Origin of the sequence: Roseibacillus ishigakijimensis, assembly GCF_016595415.1 — a bacterium.
GTDB lineage: Bacteria > Verrucomicrobiota > Verrucomicrobiia > Verrucomicrobiales > Akkermansiaceae > Roseibacillus > Roseibacillus ishigakijimensis.
Genome location: NZ_JAENIO010000050.1, coordinates 1 through 17,962, shown reverse-complemented (window position 1 = coordinate 17,962; position 17,962 = coordinate 1). Strand labels below are relative to the sequence as shown.

17 protein-coding genes are annotated in these 17,962 nt (G+C 57.8%); 7 read left to right on the top strand and 10 right to left on the bottom strand.

Translation table 11 applies throughout. From position 1 onward, the window contains the following. Window positions 1-27: 27 nt before the first annotated feature. Window positions 28-984, top strand: a complete 957-nt coding sequence (gene tal / locus JIN78_RS14990; RefSeq protein WP_200392804.1) for a transaldolase — start codon at window positions 28-30, stop codon at window positions 982-984. Window positions 985-1,059: 75 nt separating this feature from the next. Here tal and JIN78_RS14985 read toward each other — a convergent pair whose 3' ends face one another. Together JIN78_RS14985 and JIN78_RS14980 are read right to left on the bottom strand one after the other, a co-directional pair. After that, window positions 1,060-1,869, bottom strand: a complete 810-nt coding sequence (locus tag JIN78_RS14985) for a M23 family metallopeptidase (RefSeq protein ID WP_200392803.1) — start codon at window positions 1,867-1,869, stop codon at window positions 1,060-1,062. Next, a complete protein-coding gene (locus tag JIN78_RS14980) occupies window positions 1,870-3,207 on the bottom strand; it encodes an OmpA family protein (protein ID WP_200392802.1) in 1,338 nt (445 codons plus the stop codon). Window positions 3,208-3,307: 100 nt separating this feature from the next. Here JIN78_RS14980 and JIN78_RS14975 point away from each other — a divergent pair, with 100 nt between their 5' ends. From JIN78_RS14975 to JIN78_RS14960, 4 genes are all read left to right on the top strand, one after another. After that, window positions 3,308-3,820: a PH domain-containing protein gene (locus tag JIN78_RS14975; RefSeq protein WP_200392801.1), complete on the top strand. Its 513-nt coding sequence runs from the start codon at window positions 3,308-3,310 to the stop codon at window positions 3,818-3,820. Between the two features lie 74 nt (window positions 3,821-3,894). Then, window positions 3,895-6,423 (top strand): DNA translocase FtsK, encoded by a 2,529-nt coding sequence (locus JIN78_RS14970; RefSeq protein ID WP_200392800.1) that lies wholly within the window; start codon window positions 3,895-3,897, stop codon window positions 6,421-6,423. Between the two features lie 65 nt (window positions 6,424-6,488). Further along, window positions 6,489-6,806 carry a hypothetical protein gene (locus JIN78_RS14965; RefSeq protein ID WP_200392799.1) on the top strand — a complete coding sequence of 106 codons (318 nt, stop codon included), beginning with the start codon at window positions 6,489-6,491 and terminating at the stop codon, window positions 6,804-6,806. 44 nt (window positions 6,807-6,850) lie between these two features. Beyond that, window positions 6,851-7,771, top strand: a complete 921-nt coding sequence (locus JIN78_RS14960; protein WP_200392798.1) for a hypothetical protein — start codon at window positions 6,851-6,853, stop codon at window positions 7,769-7,771. Window positions 7,772-7,821: 50 nt separating this feature from the next. Here JIN78_RS14960 and JIN78_RS14955 read toward each other — a convergent pair whose 3' ends face one another. The 8 genes from JIN78_RS14955 to JIN78_RS14920 form a co-directional block, all read right to left on the bottom strand. Further along, window positions 7,822-9,204 carry a dihydrolipoyl dehydrogenase family protein gene (locus tag JIN78_RS14955; protein WP_200392797.1) on the bottom strand — a complete coding sequence of 461 codons (1,383 nt, stop codon included), beginning with the start codon at window positions 9,202-9,204 and terminating at the stop codon, window positions 7,822-7,824. Window positions 9,205-9,410: 206 nt separating this feature from the next. Beyond that, window positions 9,411-10,457 (bottom strand): succinylglutamate desuccinylase/aspartoacylase family protein, encoded by a 1,047-nt coding sequence (locus tag JIN78_RS14950; RefSeq protein ID WP_200392796.1) that lies wholly within the window; start codon window positions 10,455-10,457, stop codon window positions 9,411-9,413. A gap of 60 nt (window positions 10,458-10,517) precedes the next feature. After that, complete coding sequence (locus JIN78_RS14945) at window positions 10,518-10,937, bottom strand: RNA-binding S4 domain-containing protein (RefSeq protein WP_200392795.1); 420 nt, start codon at window positions 10,935-10,937, stop codon at window positions 10,518-10,520. A 10-nt stretch (window positions 10,938-10,947) separates the two neighbouring features. Beyond that, window positions 10,948-12,156, bottom strand: coding sequence for a prenyltransferase/squalene oxidase repeat-containing protein (locus tag JIN78_RS14940; RefSeq protein WP_200392794.1), 1,209 nt, complete (start codon window positions 12,154-12,156; stop codon window positions 10,948-10,950). 3 nt (window positions 12,157-12,159) lie between these two features. Next, on the bottom strand, window positions 12,160-13,515 hold the full coding sequence (locus JIN78_RS14935; RefSeq protein ID WP_200392793.1) for a permuted SH3 domain-containing protein: 1,356 nt from the start codon (window positions 13,513-13,515) through the stop codon (window positions 12,160-12,162). Between the two features lie 69 nt (window positions 13,516-13,584). Further along, a complete protein-coding gene (locus JIN78_RS14930; RefSeq protein WP_200392792.1) occupies window positions 13,585-13,740 on the bottom strand; it encodes a hypothetical protein in 156 nt (51 codons plus the stop codon). Window positions 13,741-13,823: 83 nt separating this feature from the next. Next, window positions 13,824-15,089: an aspartate aminotransferase family protein gene (locus JIN78_RS14925; protein WP_307833011.1), complete on the bottom strand. Its 1,266-nt coding sequence runs from the start codon at window positions 15,087-15,089 to the stop codon at window positions 13,824-13,826. 87 nt (window positions 15,090-15,176) lie between these two features. After that, window positions 15,177-15,485 carry a hypothetical protein gene (locus JIN78_RS14920; RefSeq protein WP_200392791.1) on the bottom strand — a complete coding sequence of 103 codons (309 nt, stop codon included), beginning with the start codon at window positions 15,483-15,485 and terminating at the stop codon, window positions 15,177-15,179. A 357-nt stretch (window positions 15,486-15,842) separates the two neighbouring features. Here JIN78_RS14920 and JIN78_RS14915 point away from each other — a divergent pair, with 357 nt between their 5' ends. Together JIN78_RS14915 and JIN78_RS14910 are read left to right on the top strand one after the other, a co-directional pair. Then, the gene (locus JIN78_RS14915; protein ID WP_200392790.1) at window positions 15,843-16,979 is read left to right on the top strand and encodes a hypothetical protein; all 1,137 of its coding nucleotides are present in this window, start codon (window positions 15,843-15,845) and stop codon (window positions 16,977-16,979) included. Between the two features lie 65 nt (window positions 16,980-17,044). Further along, window positions 17,045-17,890 (top strand): hypothetical protein, encoded by an 846-nt coding sequence (locus JIN78_RS14910; protein WP_200392789.1) that lies wholly within the window; start codon window positions 17,045-17,047, stop codon window positions 17,888-17,890. The last annotated feature ends 72 nt before the right edge of the window (window positions 17,891-17,962 follow it).

Here is a 17,962-nt window from a genome sequence, read left to right as displayed (position 1 = left end):
CCGTTTTCTGCTTACCACTGCGGGGACATGGCAAGCCAACTCGAGCAACTCAAACAGTATACCAAGGTCGTAGCGGATACCGGCGACTTTGAATCCATGAAGGAATACCAGCCCCTGGATGCGACGACCAATCCCTCGCTGATCCTGCAGGCCGCTGAAAAAGCAGAATACAAGCACCTTGTCGAAAAGGCCGTCAGCGAGCTGAAGGACTCCGGCAAGTCCGGAGACGAGCTGGTGGAGGCGATCATCGATCGTGTTCTCATTCTTTTCGGTTTGGAAATTCTGAAGATCGTGCCCGGCCGGGTCTCGACCGAGACTGATGCCCGCCTTTCCTTCGACAAGGAAGGCACCATTGCCAAGGCCCGTCAGCTCATCTCGATGTATGAGGCGGAAGGCATTTCCCGGGACCGCGTGCTCATCAAGATTGCCTCCACTTGGGAAGGCATCAAGGCGGCGGAAGAGCTGGAGAAGGAAGGCATTCACTGCAACCTGACCCTTCTTTTCGCCTTTGCCCAAGCGGTGGCTTGTGCCGAGGCCGGGGTGCAGCTGATTTCCCCCTTCGTCGGTCGGATTTACGACTGGTATAAGAAGGACACTGGCATCGACTACGTGGGTGCTGATGATCCTGGCGTGCAGTCCGTGCAGCGCATTTACAACTACTACAAAAAATATGGCTATGAGACCGAAGTGATGGGCGCCTCTTTCCGCAACAAAGGCCAAATCACCGAGTTGGCTGGTTGCGACCTCCTCACCATTTCTCCCGGCCTGTTGGAAGAGCTGCAGAATGCTGAAGAGGCGATCGAGCCCAAGCTCACTGCCGAGACCGCGGCCGCTTCCAGCGACGAGAAGATTTCTCTCGATGAGAAAGCCTTCCGCTTCGAGTTCAATGAGGACGCGATGGCGACCGAGAAGACCGCCGAAGGCATCCGCAAGTTCTCGGCTGATATCGTCAAGCTGGAGAACTTGATCAAGGAGATGCTGTAAAGCCCTGCTTCCAGATTATTTGAATGGAGAACGCCCTGCCTGAAAGCGGGGCGTTTTTCATTGCGGGGCGAACGCTCAGGGCTGGGAGGGGAGAATTGGGAGGGGCAGGGACTCGCGGCGGATGCGGTCGAAGATCTCGGCCACCGAAGGTCCCAAATCGTGGTCGGCGGCTCCCCGTTTTTCGCGCACAAAGGCGCTGGGATCCCGCCGGATGGTGCGGAATTGGGAATAGCCGGCTCCCAGAGCCGCTCCGTTGGCCTCCAAAAGCTCGAAATGGAGGTGGGCGAGATACTGGCCTTCGGCATTGCCCACTTTGCCGATGATTTGTCCCCGGGCGACGGTCTGGTGGTAGGTGACCCGCTTCTCGCTGAGATGGCTATACAAGGATTGCACGAGGCGTCCGTCGGGGAGCCGGTGGGCGAGAATGAGGGTGCGTCCCCAGCTGGGGTGGGGTTCTCCCGCATAGACGACGAGGGCATTGCCAATGGCGTGGACGGGATCGCCGAAGTCGGAATTGCCGCCGCCAATGCCGTTGAGATCGTCGCCCGTGTGGAAGCCGTTGCGGGCTTCGTTGTGAGCCCAGAAGGGTTGGGCGTTGTAGGTGAGCGCTCCATGGGCACTGCCCAGCGGGTGATCGAAGCGATCGGCCAGAGGGACGCGGAAGCGTTCGATGCCGCTGAGGAGGGCCAGGCGGTGGTCGAAGGGCGGAATGGCCCAGCCGGCAGGCAAGAGGCGTGGATCGCCATCGGGAGCATCGGCATCTTGCGCGGTGCGGAGGTTGCGGATCGGCAGCGGTGCTTGCTCCTCTGGACCCCAGATGGAGAAGGCGAGAAAGGTGGCCGCGCAGAGTAGGGTGGCGACGGTGAGGCCAAAGCGAAGGTTCATTCAGTTGGTGAAGTCGAGGTAGATTTCCGTTCGCCGGTTGGCGCGACGCCCCTCGGGGTTGTCTTCGCCAGTCGCGGTCTCGTTGGGGCGCCGGGGGCGGGTGTCGCCTTCCGCAACGATGATGATTTGGCTGCTCTCCACTCCTTGTTCGAGGAGAAAGTCTTTCACGCTGAGCGCCCTTTTGCGCGAGAGGTCGCGGTTGTAATCGGCGCTGCCCAAGGCGTCGGCGTGGCCGCTCAGGGTCAAGCGGCGGTCGGGATCCGTGCGCAGAACCTCGGCCACGATTTCCAGTTGTCGCCGGGTGCGGGGGGCGAGGGTTTCTTCGTCGAAGCCGAAGTAGATGACCAGGGTTTCTCCTCCTTGGGGATTGGCTACGAGGGGGGTGTAGTAGACGTCGCCTCCGGCTACCCGCTGGGCATAATCTGCCAGGAGGGCGTCGAGATTGACCTCGGTGATGGTCCAGGAGGTCTCGTTCTCTGCCCGTTCCAGGCTGAGGCCGAATTGCGCGGGCTGATCGTCGGTCAGGACATTGGCCAAGAGTCCCGCCGTCGTGTCGCGGTTGAAGAGGGTGCGCAGGGGTTTGTTCTCATCGAGGCGGTATTTGCCTTCTTCAAAAAGGATGCAAAGTGCGGCAATCTTGGCGTCGGAGACCTTGCTGGTATCGACGAGGGCCTTGGCGGTAGCGAATTCCTGGGCCAGAGTTGCCTGCAGGAAGCGATCGCTGATGGTGAGGGAGTCGGCCCCGGGAGCACGGGGGAGCACTTTCTCCCCGGCGGGGGGGGCTACCCCGGGTTCCCGGGGAGCGAGTCGCACCTTTTCCACCGCCCAGCGTCCTTGCTCATTTTTGCTCAAGTCGAGGAAGAGGGGTTCATGGGCTCCTTCCCATTCGAGGGCAAAGCGCTTGCGGCGATTGATTTCCAGTTCGCCCACTTCACGCACTTGGTGGAGGCGGAAGTGACCGCCCCCGAGCTCTTGCAAGCGTTGCAAGGCTGCCGGGGAGACTCCGGCTCCGGGCCCGCCGAGAGCTTGCGCCGCCCGTTCCAGGTCACCGGCTTCCAAGAACCGGGCCACAGCGGCCGCGAGTTCTTCGGGGCGGGTGGCCTGCAGGAGGGAGGGGGTGAGATTCTCGAGGACTTCGGCCGAAGTTTGCGGAACGCTCTCGTCGGCGATGGTTTCCCTTCCGGCTTGCACGGGGGCTTCCTCCCCTTGTGGGGGAGCCTGCGGGGGGGCGGCGGCACCAAAGAAGACGAAGTAAAAGACCCCTCCACTCGCCGCGAGGGCAAAGAGAGTGGCAATGGCGAGGGACCAGCCCTGGCGCGCGTCATCTTCGAAGTCCATGGCCTCCGATTTACTCTTCTCCCCGCCTTCCGGCAAACCTTTCTAAAATTCCCTCGTCCTTGCAATCGACCTCCTCCTTTTTTCCCGCTATGCAAGAGGGGTGGAAACGAACGAAGAAAACGTCATTTGGCGGGGGCATCCCTCGCAATTATTGAATTTTGCCAGTCACCTCGTCGCCCTGTTGCTGGCGGTGGGCATCATCACCGGTGCCGCTCTCTCCGGCATCTGGCCTTTGGCTGCGGCCGTCATCCTGCCCTTGGGTTGGTCCCTCTGGAAGTATCTCACCGTTCGCTGCCGGGTTTTCGAGCTCACCAGTGAGCGTCTGCGTCTCTACGACGGGGTCCTCAATCAGGAAATCGATGAGCTGGAACTCTACCGGGTGAAAGACACTACTCTCGTCCGTCCCTTCTGGTTGCGTGTTTTCGGCCTTTCCACGCTCATTGCGGAAACCTCCGATCGCAGCCATCCCACCGTGCATCTGGAGGCTATCCGCGATGGGATGAAGGTGCGTGAACTCCTCCGCAAACAGGTGGAATCCCTCCGCGACAAGAAGCGGGTGCGCGAAGTGGACTTCGACGGCTCCGAGGGTGACGAATTGGAATTCGAACATTGAGCCGGGGCAAATGGGAGCTGTTATTAAAGAATCTTGAATTTCAGACCATTTGAGAGGATTCTCGCCTTTTCCCTATGGCCCGCCCCAAAAACCGAGCGAAGCGCAAGCGAAGCAATGATGACCGAGTCTCCCGGAATCTGTGGGGATTCGGGCTCATTGCTTTGGGAGTGTTGCTCCTATTTTCCCTCCTTTCCTACCACCCCTCTGATTTGGCATCCATCGGGGTGCGTGAGTGGCGTCCTTTTGCGAAATGGTCTGATGGGGTGGATGATGGTCATGTTAAAAATCTCATCGGACCCCTGGGGGCGATGCTGGGCTGGGTGCAATTGCAGTTTTTCGGAGCCGCCGCGTGGTTCATCCCCTTCAGTCTGGGCTGGTTGGGATTTCGCCGCTTGCGCTTGGAGGGCGAGATTGGTTGGAAGACTTGGACCAGTTTTCCGGTCTTTCTCATCAGCGCGGCGTGCTTGGCCGGAGTGCTGGCGTGGTGGGATCGTTGGGCGGCGGTCAATGTGGTCGCTGCCAAGTCGGGGGGGATTATGGGCTATTATCTGGGGGAAAAAGTCTTCCATGAACTCCTCTCCACCGCTGGCTCGGTGCTGGTGCTGGGCTTTGTCTATCTGGCCAGTTTGATTTTCTTTCTCGGTCTTCATCCTATTTCTTTTTCCAAAGAGTTGTATGGTCAGGTCCTCGCCCTTTGGGAGGCCAAGCGCGAGGCCGGTTGGTCCGCTCCGACCAAGCCCCGGAGCTCCCGCAAGAGTAGCCCGGCTCCCCGCAAGAAAGCCCCCCGCAAGCCTCACCCCGAGGAAGAGGAGGAGTGGCAGGAGGGCGAAGAGATGGTCACGCCCGAGGTGAAAGTCGAAGAGAGCGGGCAGGCGACCTTGCCGCTGCGCGAGGTGCCGGAGCCGAAGATTGTCGATGGGGCCCAGCGGCGGGGACCGGATGCCAATTTGGCCCGCCCCTTCGAACGCAAAAAGAAGGAGCACGCTTCGCTCTCCACCGATGGTTTCGAGGACTACGAGCTGCCTGGCTTCGATTTGCTGGACTACGATTCCGACAATGCCGATCCCGTAGAGAGCAACCACGACGAGCTCTACGCCACCCAAAAGACCATTATCGATACTCTGCGGGCCTTTAACGTGGAGGTCACCCCCGGGGACATCACGCGGGGGCCTACCATCACTCGTTACGAAATTTACCCGTCGCTCGGCCTGCGGGTTTCCCGGATCACCCAGCTGGAATCGGACCTCGCGCGCGCCACGTGTGCGGAATCCATCAACATTCTCGCCCCCGTGCCGGGCAAGGACACGGTCGGCATCGAGATTGCCAACGACGATCGCGTGCCAGTCGCCTTACGGGAGCTGCTGCAGGATCCGGAGTTCCGTTCTTCCAAAAAGAAAATTCCCCTCGCGCTGGGCAAAGATGTTTACGGCAACGCCGTCATTGGTGACCTGGCCGCCATGCCCCACCTGCTCGTTGCCGGGGCCACCGGGTCGGGTAAGTCGGTTTGTATCAACTCCATCATCACTTCCATCCTCTACAAATTCAGTCCTGATGAACTTCGCTTCATCATGGTCGACCCCAAGGTGGTGGAAATGCAGATGTATAATCAGTTGCCCCACCTCGTGGTGCCGGTGGTGACCGATCCGCGCAAAGTCATTGGAGCCTTGAAGTGGACGGTCAATGAGATGGAGCGCCGTTACAAGATTTTCGCCAAGTTGGGCGTGCGCAACTTTGACTCCTTCAATAGCCGGCCCCGTCCGGAAGTGGAAAAAGCGACCGACGAAATGGAGCTAGCGCAAGAGGCCGAAGCCGAGGAACCCGAGGAAGAGCCTCTCGATCCGGAGCACTTGGAGTCCATCGCGAAAGCCCTTGAGGATGGTGAGCTGGGCCCCATGGACCTCGATGGCGAGGATGATGACGAGCGCGTTGACGAGGATGAGATCCCCGATCGTTTCCCTTACATCGTGGTCATCGTGGACGAGTTGGCCGACCTTATGCAGACTGCCCCGGCTGATGTGGAATCGGCCATCGCCCGCATTGCCCAGAAGGCGCGGGCGGCCGGGATTCACCTCATCATTGCCACCCAGACCCCACGGGCAGACGTGGTGACGGGTATCATCAAGGCGAATATTCCCTCCCGCATTGCCTTCCAAGTGTCCTCGGCACTTGATTCCCGGGTCATTCTCGATTCCAAGGGAGCCGAGAAGCTGGTGGGGAAAGGGGACATGCTCTTCCTGCCTCCCGGCTCGGCTAAGTTGGAACGCTCGCAGGGGGCTTTTGTTTCCGACGAAGAGGTGGAGCACATCATCGAGTTTTGCTCCAACCAGACCGAGCAGCAATTCGAGCAAAGTATCCAGGATACCATTAATGCGGGCGGAGCGAGCGATGATGGGGCGGAAGAGGTCTCCGATGAGGATGAGGAAATCATCGCCAAGTGCATCGACGTCATCATGACCGAGAACAAGGCCAGCACCTCGCTGCTGCAGCGGCGTCTGCGCCTGGGTTACACCAAGGCGGCCCGGATGATGGATATTCTGGAAGCCCGGGGCATCATCGGGCCGGCCGATGGAGCCAAGCCGCGTGATATTCTCGTCCGGCAGTAAGGGCGAAATGGTCTTCGTGCATTTTTCCGTTTCCCGACATTCCGAGTTTGCAGTAAGGTTGCGACATGTCGATTGAAGAACAACGCAAGGTGGTGAGTCCGTGGGCGGAGACAACGGCGGACGTGGGTTCGGCAGTTCTTGGCGCCGCCGTGGGAATGGTGGTGGGCGACCTCGTCAAGGAAGGGGCCCGCAAGCCCGTGGCCTTTGTTCTGGGTTGCATCGGGATCGCGGCCATCGTGCCCGCCGTGGTGGACGGGGTGAAGGAAGTGGTGGCCGGACCGAACACCCGCCGCGGAGCCAGACGCACCCTCAAATCCATCCGCGATGCGGGTGTGAGCACGCGGGATGACCTCGTCGAAGAAGACGAGATGTTCGTGGGCTGAATTTCTTTGCTGTAATCCCGCGCGGACAACGTATTCTGACGGTGATGAAAATTGCCGTCTCTTCCGCATTGGCCCTGCTGGGCACGATTTCCTTGTCTGCCGAGCAAGCTTGGGTCTCTCTCAGTAAAGTCAGTGGCTTTCGGGGCTATCAAGGCCAGGTCGCTCTCTTTGGCGTCAAGGAGTCGCCCGCCGACCTCCGCTTGCAATTCCAAGGCGAGGGCGCGGATGCCTTCGAAGTCGTGGATGCGGAAAAGGGGGAAAACAATCTTCTCCAGCTCAAAGTCGCCTTCAATCCCCCCGCCAAGGAGGGTTCCTACGCTGCGGAACTGGTCGTCGGGCAAGGCCCGGAGGCCCAGTCGGTGCAGTTGCGGGGCGTCGCCACTCCCGCTCTGGAGGGACACAATGAAGCGACCTTGCACCAGATTGTCTCTGCTCTGGGGATGGACGTGCAGACCGGGAGCGAAGAACTCTCGCTCGATACCAAGAGTAAGAAAATCGGTAGCTCTCTGGCTGTCAGTCAATTCGAGCCCGTTGCGGGGCAGGTCGTGACCCTTACCCCCCTGGCCCGCTACTCCCCTCCGGGAGAGACCCCCTTTGGCTTCGCCGTGCCTGATGGCAAGCAGCTGGTGCTGCAAAAAGCTGGTAGCTTGGCCGACACCACCGCGCAACGTCCCGATGCCCACCAGACCTTGCGGCCTCCCTTGGCCAGTGGTCAGCGCTCGGTCACTTTTGCCAATGCTCCCAAGCGCTTCGGCCTCTTTTTGAAAGCGCACCAATACACCTCCCTCACTTTTCCGGGAAAGGCGGAAGGAGCCACCATCGAGCACACCGCCCGCATCTTTCCGGTCACCACCTTTGAAGGAAAATCACTGGAAAATGCTTACCTCGTCGGGTTTGAGGAAGCTTCCAATGGTGATTATCAGGATGCCGTTTTCCTCATCGAAGGAGTGCAGGCGGTGAAGTGAGTCTACCTCCTCCGCGGGGAGAATTTTCCCCCGGGAAGGGTTGTCGGCGCTCAACTCTCCAAATACGTCCAGGACTCCGCCAGGGTGGGGTGATAATGAGGGATGCGAAGGAACTCCGTCATGGTCATGCCGGCGCGGATGGCGACTACTAGGGTGTGGGAAAAGTCGACCGCACCCCGGCCCACCCCGGTGGCCGCAATGAGACGGTCGCTGTCCTTCTCGAGGAAAACCTGCACGAAGCCCGTGTCTATCCCGCGGATGAGAGCCTTGCCCACTTCCTCGAGAGGGACCCGCCGGGTGACCAGGTCGCTGCGTTGGGCGAGTTTGTGGGCGGAAGGCCCGATATGAATCACCTCAGGATGGGAAAAGACGGCGAAAACCGTGGGCGTGGTGTCCGCATCCGAGAGGGCGTCGCCATGGAGCAAGGCATGGGCATTGCGGGCGGCTTGCTCGCCCTCGATGACGGCATGGTGGACGATGTCGACTCCGTCGGCACAGTCGCCCACGGCGAAGATGTGAGGAAGGGAAGTGTGACCTTTGCCATCGGCTTTGATGCCGTGTTCGTCCGAGACGATGCCGATTTCCTTGAGTCCCAGATCCGCGATCCGTGGTTTTCGCCCGGTAGCGATCAAAAGCTGGTCCCCTTCCAAAGTCCGCGCTTGCCCGTCGACGTTGACGTTGAGCATGATTCCCTCTCCCCGGGGTCTAGGCTGCACCGAACGGGTTTCGCAATTGAGGAGCACATGAATGCCCCGGGCCCGGGAGGCCGCCACGAGCTCGCGACCGGCTTCCTCTGGAAAATGGGACAAAAGATTGCCCGAGCGTTGGCAGAGGGTGACCGCGCTGCCCAGTCCTTCGAAGCAATGGCCCATTTCGCAGCCAATGGCTCCGCCCCCGACTACGAGTAATCGTTCAGGGATGTCTTCTACCTGCAAAGCGTCTTCGCTCATCCAGAAAGGAACTTTGGCGAGCCCCTCGATATCGGGGAGGCGAGGCTCCGAGCCGGTGGCGATGATTGCAGTTCGGAAGGTCAGCTCCTGTTCGTCTCCACAGTGAAGGGCCAGCTTGTGCTCGCTGAGAAAGCGCCCTCGACCGCGCAGAATGGCGAAATCGCCTTTCCTCATCTCTGCCAGGCGACTGTCTTGAAAAGATTGCCCCAAACGCTGACGGCGAGCCAAGAGGGCCGCACCCTCTACCCGCGCTCCGGGGGGAACAGTGATGCCGAACTCCGCAGCTTCACGGATATCCCGCATGCGATTGGCGGTTTCGATCAGGGTCTTGCTCGGCATGCACCCGCGCAGGATGCAGAGCCCGCCCATTTTGTCTGCTTCTTCCACGAGGGCCACTTGCAAGCCCAGTTTGGCCCCGGTCTGAGCCGCCGCGTAGCCCGCGCTCCCTCCACCCAAGATGACGAGATCGTAATCAGCCTTCATTCTTTTCCTTTCCGCAGTCCTCGTGCAAGCCCGGGCAATTCGTCAGTTGGGAAGTCTCAAGCTGTTTTTACTGAGAGAAAAGTGTCTGCTCCAAGTCGGAGGCGGTGGCGAGCAAGCCAGGCAGGGAAGGCGAGGGGACCGTGCGATCTGCAAGCTTCCGAATGACAGTTTGATCAGTTCTCTTCACAGGTTCGGGGGAGTCGCTTTCAGTCCGCTTCCTCGTGGGGAGGGTGGCTGGGGCCTTGGGTGTAGGCGAGGCCGAGGTGGACGAGGGCTTCTCCGGGGAATACCACTGTGGGGTGGCTCAATCCGATGATGCGACCGGCTGCTGGCGCTTGAATCACGGTAGATTGGCCGGAGAGCGGGTCAATCACTTCCCCCAGAACCTGGCCTTTTTCTACGCGGTCGCCCAGCTTGAGACGGGGAAGGAAGTTGCCTCCCGCCTCTCGAGGAGTGCGCAGCCAGCTGGTGAGGTGATAGACCTCGCTGGCGGGCACGGTCTTTCCTGCCGAAGGTAGCATCCCGAGAGAGCGCATCACGTTTTGCACTCCCTCCAATCCAAGGGCGATTTCCTTTTCTTCAAAGAGGTGGGGAGAGCCCGTTTCGTAGATGATGGCTGGGATACCTGCCTCGGAGGCTGCCCGCCGCAGGCTGCCGGGGGGACCGGCCCCCTGCACCACGACCCCGATGCCGAAATGGCAAGCCAGGGAGACTGCTTGCGCGTCTTCGTAATCAGCTCGTATTTGGGGCAGATTGCTCCGACGATCCGACGCGCAGTGGAGATCGATGAGGGCATCTGAGCCCACAATGGCCTGGTGAAAGACCCGGTGGGCGAGCATGCTGGCGGTCGACCCCTCTGGATCCCCCGGGAAGAAGCGGTTGAGGTCGCGCCGATCCGGAAGATAGCGATTGCCCGTCAAATAGCCTTGATAATTGATGACGGGTAAAATGACGAGGGTGCCCCTGAGGAGAGTCGGGTCAACTTGTTCGTAGAGGCGGCGGGCGATTTCCATTCCGTTGAGTTCATCACCATGAATGCCGGCGGTGATGGCCAGGCGGGGGCCGGGCTGGGCTCCATGCACGATGAGGGTGGGAATGGCAAAGGTGCTACTGGAAAAGCCCTGCAGGCAATGAAAGGTCAGCCTGGCTTTGCTTCCTGCCGCGACGGCTGTGTCTTGGAAAGGAAAGGGCGGGACATCGTCAGCCAAGGAGGGAAGAGCGGTCAGGAGAAAGAGGAGGAATCGGCGGATCATGGTAGTTGGGAACAGGGTGCGGGAGGAGATCTCCAGCGGGGAGTCTAGCCCGAAAAACCCTCAGTCCAAGTCTCCAAAGTAGGGGCTGTGCTTTTTGGCCTTGTCCCATTCGCGCCGTTTCTTCTTGGTCATGCGGCCTTGGTCTCCTTCCTGTCGGAAAAGCCGTTCCTCGCGTTTGATTTTGCGCTTTTCCTCGACCTCTTTGAGGACGTCGGCAGAAGTGTGGTCGTGGTAGGCCGCGCGGGCGAGGGGGGCTCCCACTCGTTTTTCCAGCAGTTGCACCACCTCGAGGTGCCGCACATGGGTGTTGTCCTGCACGGTGACGTCGAGGTGATCGCCGATTTGTAAGGAAGCGGAGGGCTTCAGGGTATTGCCCGCTCGCTTGATCTTACCCGCCTGACAGGCTTTGGCGGAGAGGGAACGGGTTTTGTAGAGTCGGACGGCCCAGAGCCATTTGTCGAGGCGGCAGGAATCGGACATGGCAAAAAATTCAATCGGAAGATGCCTTCCCCGGGCGATAGCGGGCCAGCGTGGTCAGGGCGTAGCCCGTGCCGTAGGCTTGATGGTAATCGTAGAGCGGATAGTCCCACCAGGAGCCGTCCTTTTCTTGTTTGTCCAGAAGAAGACGGGCCAAAGGCTCCCGCAGGGAAGCACGTTGGTCCTCGGGCAAGGCCGCAAAACACTCCGAGGCGTAGTAGTGGCCATAGTGATAAAAGTAGCCCGAGAGCTGGAAGTGGGTCTCGTGCGGAATGGGCCGCTTGCGGGCGTCGGCGAGGAAGCCGTCGCGGCGAGTCAGGCGCCCCAGCCACTCCAGCATGCGGGCATTGGTGATGCGTTTATCGCCAAAGACTCTCTGTGCGAGGTGGCAGGCATGCGTGCGGGCCAGGGAGCCGGCCGGTCGGTTGATTCCCCGGCGGGGGGCCTTCCAGTGGGGAAGAGAATAGACGTAAGAACCGTCGGGAAGCTCTTGCTGGGCTAGGCAGCGCAGAGCCCGTTGCACCACCTTTTCGTCCAGCTCGATTCCGAAGGTCTCCTTCCCCTCATGCATGGCGAGGAGGACCGTGGCGGTGGTGAAAGAAGTGGGATCTCCCGATGGTTTCTGGGTATGGGCCACGAAGTCGTAGTAGCCCCAGCCGCCATTGAGGTATTCATAGCGATAGAGCATCTCCACTTGTTCGCGGGCCAGTGCGGCAAAGGCTTTTTGCTTGTCGGCATCCCCGGCGTGATAGTGGTGGAGCGCGGCGAGGGCGCGGATGCCGTAAGCGTGGCCCCAGTTGTTGTAAATGGTGCGCTGTTCGGCGCGGCGGAGCAAGGGCAGATGCTCCATCAGCCACGCTTCTCCCTTTGCGATGGCGGCTACCGTTTCCGGGCGACGATCTTCGGATAAAAGTAATCCTTGCAAGGCCAAGGCCGAGGTCCCGGCTCGATAGGCGTGATGAGCTCCCGGAATGGGCGCGGTGACGTTGAGAGCCTTGGTGCGCCGGGCACTGCCCCAGGAACCGTTTGGATTCTGAGCTCCGACGAGATAGTCGACCCCACGAGCCAGAGAGGTCTCGATCTCATCCGCCAGAGAAGAGGGGGCGGCCTCGGGGCGGGAGGGCACCGGCTCCTGATTTCCCGCAGAAGGGGATTCCGTGCCCTCGGGCTCTCCCAGGAGAAAGCTGCTGAGGCCGAAGAGAATGACCAGGGAACGAGGCATGGCTCAGGGCAGAATGACTTGGCCGGCTTCCAGTCCGGAGAGCACTTCCACGAGCTCGCCATTGTCCCGGCCGAGCTCGATGGTGCGCTCCTCGGGCTCTCCTTCGGACAGTTTGACCAACGCGTAGGTGGTGCCGTCTTCCCGCTTCTTGACCGCCTTCAGAGGAATGGTGAGCGCGTTTTCGACTTGGTAGAAGACCACTTCGGATTCTTCTTCTTGTCCGGGAAATTGCAGCGCTTCCCGTTCTTGGGGCGGCAAAGTGAGGAGAAATTTGCCCTCCAAATTGGGTGTTTCGCTCAGCTCCAGGGCAGGGGCCTCGTCGCCCGCCTCGGCCAGGCCCTTCTTGATTTCCAGTGCTTTCTCTCGGTCCACCAAAGACTGCACCGCGAGGAGGGAGTCCGCTGCCATCAGGGTCAGCACAGTCGTCTCGGTGGGCAGGCTTCCGCCCGGCTTGAGAAAGTCCCCGGTCTTGCCCTTCTGCCAGCTTCCGTCCTTGAACTCTCCGTAAAAGAGGACGCCCTCGAAGTCGGCCACCGGCTCGAAGAGAGCGCGATCCGCTCGCGTCTCTTCCAGCTGGACCCGGGCTTGGGCAAGCTCGCGCTCCTGCTTGGCTACCTCCAGCTTTTTGAGCTCATAGGTGCGCTCGAGGTTGAGCTTGGCGGTAGCGTAGTCGATGCGCGCTTGTTCGACCTGTGCTTGCCGGTTGGCCAGATCGCGGGCCAGGCCGACTGCCAGTTCCCGCTGGGAGCTGCGCTCGAAGTCTTGCAAATTGTCCTGGGCATCGCGCACCCGAGCCCGCTGACGCACGAGAATGATCTCCTCGGTCTCCTCCGTCAGATCGTCTTCCTCATACATCTTTTGCAGTTGGTCGAGCTCTTCCTGCTGGTAGGTCAGGGCGTCTTTGTATTTTTGCAGGGACTGGGCCAGGTCCTCTTTTTTGGCGGGCAGGCCGACCTTCTGATGGTAATCTAGGTCCCCTTCCGCATGCTCCATTTTCAGCTTTGCCGCTTCCAGCGCGAGAGTGTTTTTCTGCTGCAACTCGGTTAATTCGCGATTGGCGATGGCCAGTTTGAGTTCGGCGGACTTCACCGCTGCCTCTTGCTCGACGAGGTTGCGGTCGATGCCCTCCGGGTCGAGAGTGAGGAGGGGCTCTCCTGCTTGCAAGGTGCTCCCGTGGGCGGGCACGCTCACCACCGGGAAGGATTTCCAGTGGGCGGGAGCCAGGCTGAGAGTCTGGCACTTTGTCGGCACCAGGGTGCCTTTGATGGTGGTCGTGACGGTGAAAGAGGTTTCAGTGACCGGGTGTTCGCCGAAGGCGGGAGCCCAGCAGAGGGCAAGGACGGGAAGCAAAAATTTCATGAGGATCGGACGAACGGCGAACCTAGCAGAATGAGAGGAAATGGCGAGGGGAAAGAATAGCCAAAGAGGCTACTGGTGGGGCTCGAGATGACTACCCATCCCGGTAAAGAACTCGTCCGCATAACTCAAGGGGCGAAAGAGATAGTAAACTCCACGTTTGTCTTCGGCGAAATTGAGAAAGCGGGTCCCATTCGGCTGACTCTGGGTGCCCAGAAATCGCAACATGAGAGAGGCCCCCAAATAAAGGAGAACTATCCCGCTGGGCAAGGCGGCAACGTGTCTGAAAAGCCGCTCCGGAAGAAAGAGAATCACTGCGCAACCAATTCGATAAGAGTGGCTTTCAGGATTTCCAGGGCTTCCTCGACCTCTTCCGCGCTCACATTCAAGGGCGGAAGGAAGCGGATGGTTTCCGCGCCAGCCGGGGGAACGAGAAGTTTGTTCTTTAGCAGCTCGCCACAAAGGTAGGCAGCGGCAGTCTTGCCTTCTGGAACCGGCAATAACTCGGCGTTCAAGCCAATGCCGAGCATAAGTCCCTTGCCCCGCACCCCACAGAGAGCCGGGTGGTTCCAGCTGGCAATTGTGTCGCGAATCTGGCTCTCCCGGGCCGTAGCATTGGCCGGCAAGTTGGCTTTCTTGATTTCCCGCACCACCGCCAGAGAGGTCGCGGTGACGAGAGGATTGCCGCCGTAGGTCGAGCCATGGGAGCCGTATCCCAGCAGGCTGGAGAGCGGGGTGCCTTCGTCATCGATCTTCCGATCATGGACCCAAAAGGCCCCGATGGGAACGCCACCACCCATGCCCTTGGCCCAAGAGATCGCGTCAGGCTCCAGCTCGGGCACTCCCAGCGCCCGCCAGCCCATCATCTCACCCAGCCGCCCGAAGCCGCATTGCACTTCGTCGAACATGAGGAGGAGATTGTGCTCCCGGCACAGTTTGGCCACCGCACGCAGAAACTCCGGGGTGGCGGGATTGACCCCGCCCTCGCCCTGCAGAGGCTCGAGCAAAATGGCACAAGTTTCCGCCGAGATAGCCTCGCGCAAGGCCCCGATCTGATTGAAAGGCACGTGGGTGAAGCCTGGCAACAAGGGGGCGAAGCCCTCCTTGATCTTCTGCTGCCCGGTGGCTGCGATGCCTCCTAAGGTGCGGCCGTGGAAGGATTTGTTGAAGGTGATGATTTCGTGGCGGGCTTGGCCGGACTCGGGGTCGGGGCATTCCCGCCCGAAGCGCCGCGCCAGCTTGATGAGGCCGTCGTTGGCCTCCGCTCCGGAGTTGGCAAAGAAGGTTTTGCCGGGAAGCTCCACTGCCGCGGTGAGCTCTTGCGCCAATTCCGCAGCCGGCAGAGTGTAGTAGAGATTGGAGATATGGATCAGCTCTCGGGCCTGTTTCTCGATCGCCTCCACCACCACCGGGTGGCAATGGCCGAGCGAACAGACCGCGATACCAGAGCAAAAATCGAGGTAGCGAGTGCCTTGATCGTCCCACACGCGGCTGCCTTCCCCTTTGACAATGGTGAGGGGGAAGCGGGCATAAGTCGCCAGAATGGGCGCGGTCGTTGGATCAATGCTCGTGGACACGCGAGAGATGAAGCCTTTTTGAGCCCCGATTTCAAACTGGAAAATGCCTCATTTGCCTCCTTGTGCCAGCGCCCCCTTGTCGACATCCTAGCAGCATCCACCGTTTTTCTCGTCTCGGTGAAGGATTTTGGTTTCCTGATGGGCGAGCGAGCGGGCTGCGGGATTGGTATGGTGAAGGATCTCACTCTGCGGGTTGGCCCAAGTGCAGTATTCGATGTCGAGCGCGAACCAGTGGTTGAGGCCCCGGTCCTCCCAGCCCACGAAGGTCAATACCCCACCCCACACCATGCGGGGATAGAGGGCGGTGAGGAGGAACCATTCGTCATAGCCATAGTCCGGCCAGGAGGAGCCGAAGATGGTTTCAGCTCCTTCTCCCACGCGGACCTTGGTCTCCAAGCCACCTCTCTGCTCATGCCAGAGGAAAGCGCTCAGCAATTAATGGATCAGACTCGCCTCCGCAAACAGCTCAGTGCACGTCCTGGTTAGTCTGAGCGCTCCTTGCAGAAGAGGCTCGACATGATGGGCTCTGAGGGTATTGTCACGAGTTATGACTCCCTCGTTGTCAGAGTTTTTTCGATGTCTCTCGGGTGAGGGAAAAGTGCTCTTTCCGCTGCGAGTGGGATTCCGGAGCAGGCAGGCGGCAACCAGATGGCCCGGCTTTCGGGAATTTTCAGTAAAGTGGCTATTCTTAGAAGTTAAGAAAATCCGTATGTATCTGGAAATAGTAGGCGTGACCCTTGTTTAATTTTTGTTATGAGAAAATTTCCCTCTAAATTGGCTTTGCCCGTTCAGATGATGGTGGTGTTGGTTAGCTTTTCTTGTGACGAAAGGAGTAGCTCTGTCGGGAATAGCGGTCGTGGAGGAAAGGTTGAAGAGATGTTTTCCGGTGATGCTCGTGAAGCAAGGAGTTTTTCAGGCAAATTTAATTCAAATTCAACTTCGCTTGATTTTTTAAACAAAGAGCCAAGTGATCTAAGCGTAAAAGAGTTGGTTTCTATTGTCCGCAAGATTGATGTTCACAGATTGGATGGACAGGATATTGCTCGTATTCTCGATTTGATTGATGAATACCCGAGTCGGAAGTTTGACGGTTTCCGGCGCAGGCATCTTTATTATTTTCTAGATAAAGAGGGTGTTATTAGCGTTTTTGATTGGGTGATGAATCGGTATGGAGAAGGTGAGCTGCGTGATTTTTATATTCATATTGTGATGTCGCATGCCGCAGCTAAAGATGTCGATTTATGGTCTCGGTTATATAGAGAAATCGAGACAGATATGGAAAAGGTGACTGCGCTGACTGCTCTCGGGAGCGTGATCAGTATTGATCAGTTCTCAAAAATAGACGATGAATTTAAAGATGAAAAGTTCGAAAGTTATGTTGTAGTTCATTACATAACAAATCTAATAAGAAAAGAAGGGTTTGAGGGATATTTATTTAACTTAAAGTTGTATGATTTTTCTTCGAGTTCGAAACGGGCGGGTGTGCTGCGGGTAATGTCAGGTTTTGATTTTGAGAAGCTTGAGCCATGTGTTCACGATCTTATTTCTTCGGAAAGCATAGATTTAAGCAACAGGGATGTGATTGATTCGCTCGCCGGTTCTGCAAGTCGAACAGGAGTTAGTGGATTCAATAAGCTACTTGAATTCTCAGATTCTTATAATTTTTCTGATGAACAAATGGATGTCCTTATTGAGTCCTCAATGAGGAGGGCTCTCAGTCGAAATATTGACTTGGGTATTTCCTATCTTGATGAAATAGAGAGTAGCGAGATAAAGAGAAAGGCTGTTGAGCAAATAGTGAAATTTGCTATGAAGCATGGAGAGTTTGATGTTGCCGAGAAATGGAAAGAGTATGCTCAGGGATTAATAGATGGAGGGGGCGATGGTTAAGGTTTATTGTTTTCTTATTTTTTTTTATCGTTTGCCTAATTGCTGGTTATGTTCGATGGGATGAAGTGAACTCTTCAAATGCTGTCTCACGACAGAGGATTCAGAATTCAATAGACAAAACATTTGCGAAGAAAAAAAGCAATTTTGATAGGAAAACAAAAAGAGACTTTTCCTTGTCAGGATCTCCACGTTTTTCGGGTTTCGAAGACGTAGCTGATTGGGATAACTATATCAGCGAGATGGCTATTAGAGATTGGGCGCTTTTTAAAGTTGAGGTGGCTAATCTACCCCTCAATGAAAAGTTAGCCTCCTTAAATCTGTTGATCTACTATGACAGAATTAATCAGCTTGATTTGCTGAAACTAGCTTCTCAGGAGCTAAATCCTACCCAGATGTCTACGTTTCTACTCTCATTTTTTTCGTATCAAGGTGAGAGGAATCCGCAAGCATTGGATAGGTTTCTCTCTGTTTTGCCTTCAGGTAGAATGAAGAATGATGCAATTCAGGTAGCCTTCTCAAGAGTGAGAGAAACTGATTTGGTCGAAGCTGTGAAGATGGCTAATGAACTGGACTTTTATGATGAGTCATGTGTAGCGATGGAATCACTTTTAAGCGGTGTGTCATCTTTCGATTTCGAAAGAGTGTCTCGATTCTTAGGTTCAGAGGCAGTAGTGTGGAAAGATGATGGTTTCCGGGAGATGCTCCTCGTTGAAACTTGGAAGGCTAAGTTGTATTCTCTTTCAGCGGATGGAAAGACAGACCTAATACGAAAGAGATTTTCTGCCTTGGAGGTTGAGGACCGCAAGGTTGTTGAAAAAATGATATCCGATAAGTTCCCTCTTGTCTATTTCGATGCTTACAAAGGTGAGTTCGTTGAGGGCGAATTCTGGAAGTGTCCCCGTCATCGTTAAAATAGAGGTGGTAGTTGGTTGGCCCACGCGTGAGCGTGAGGTCGCAAAAACCAAACCAAACCAACTACCGTG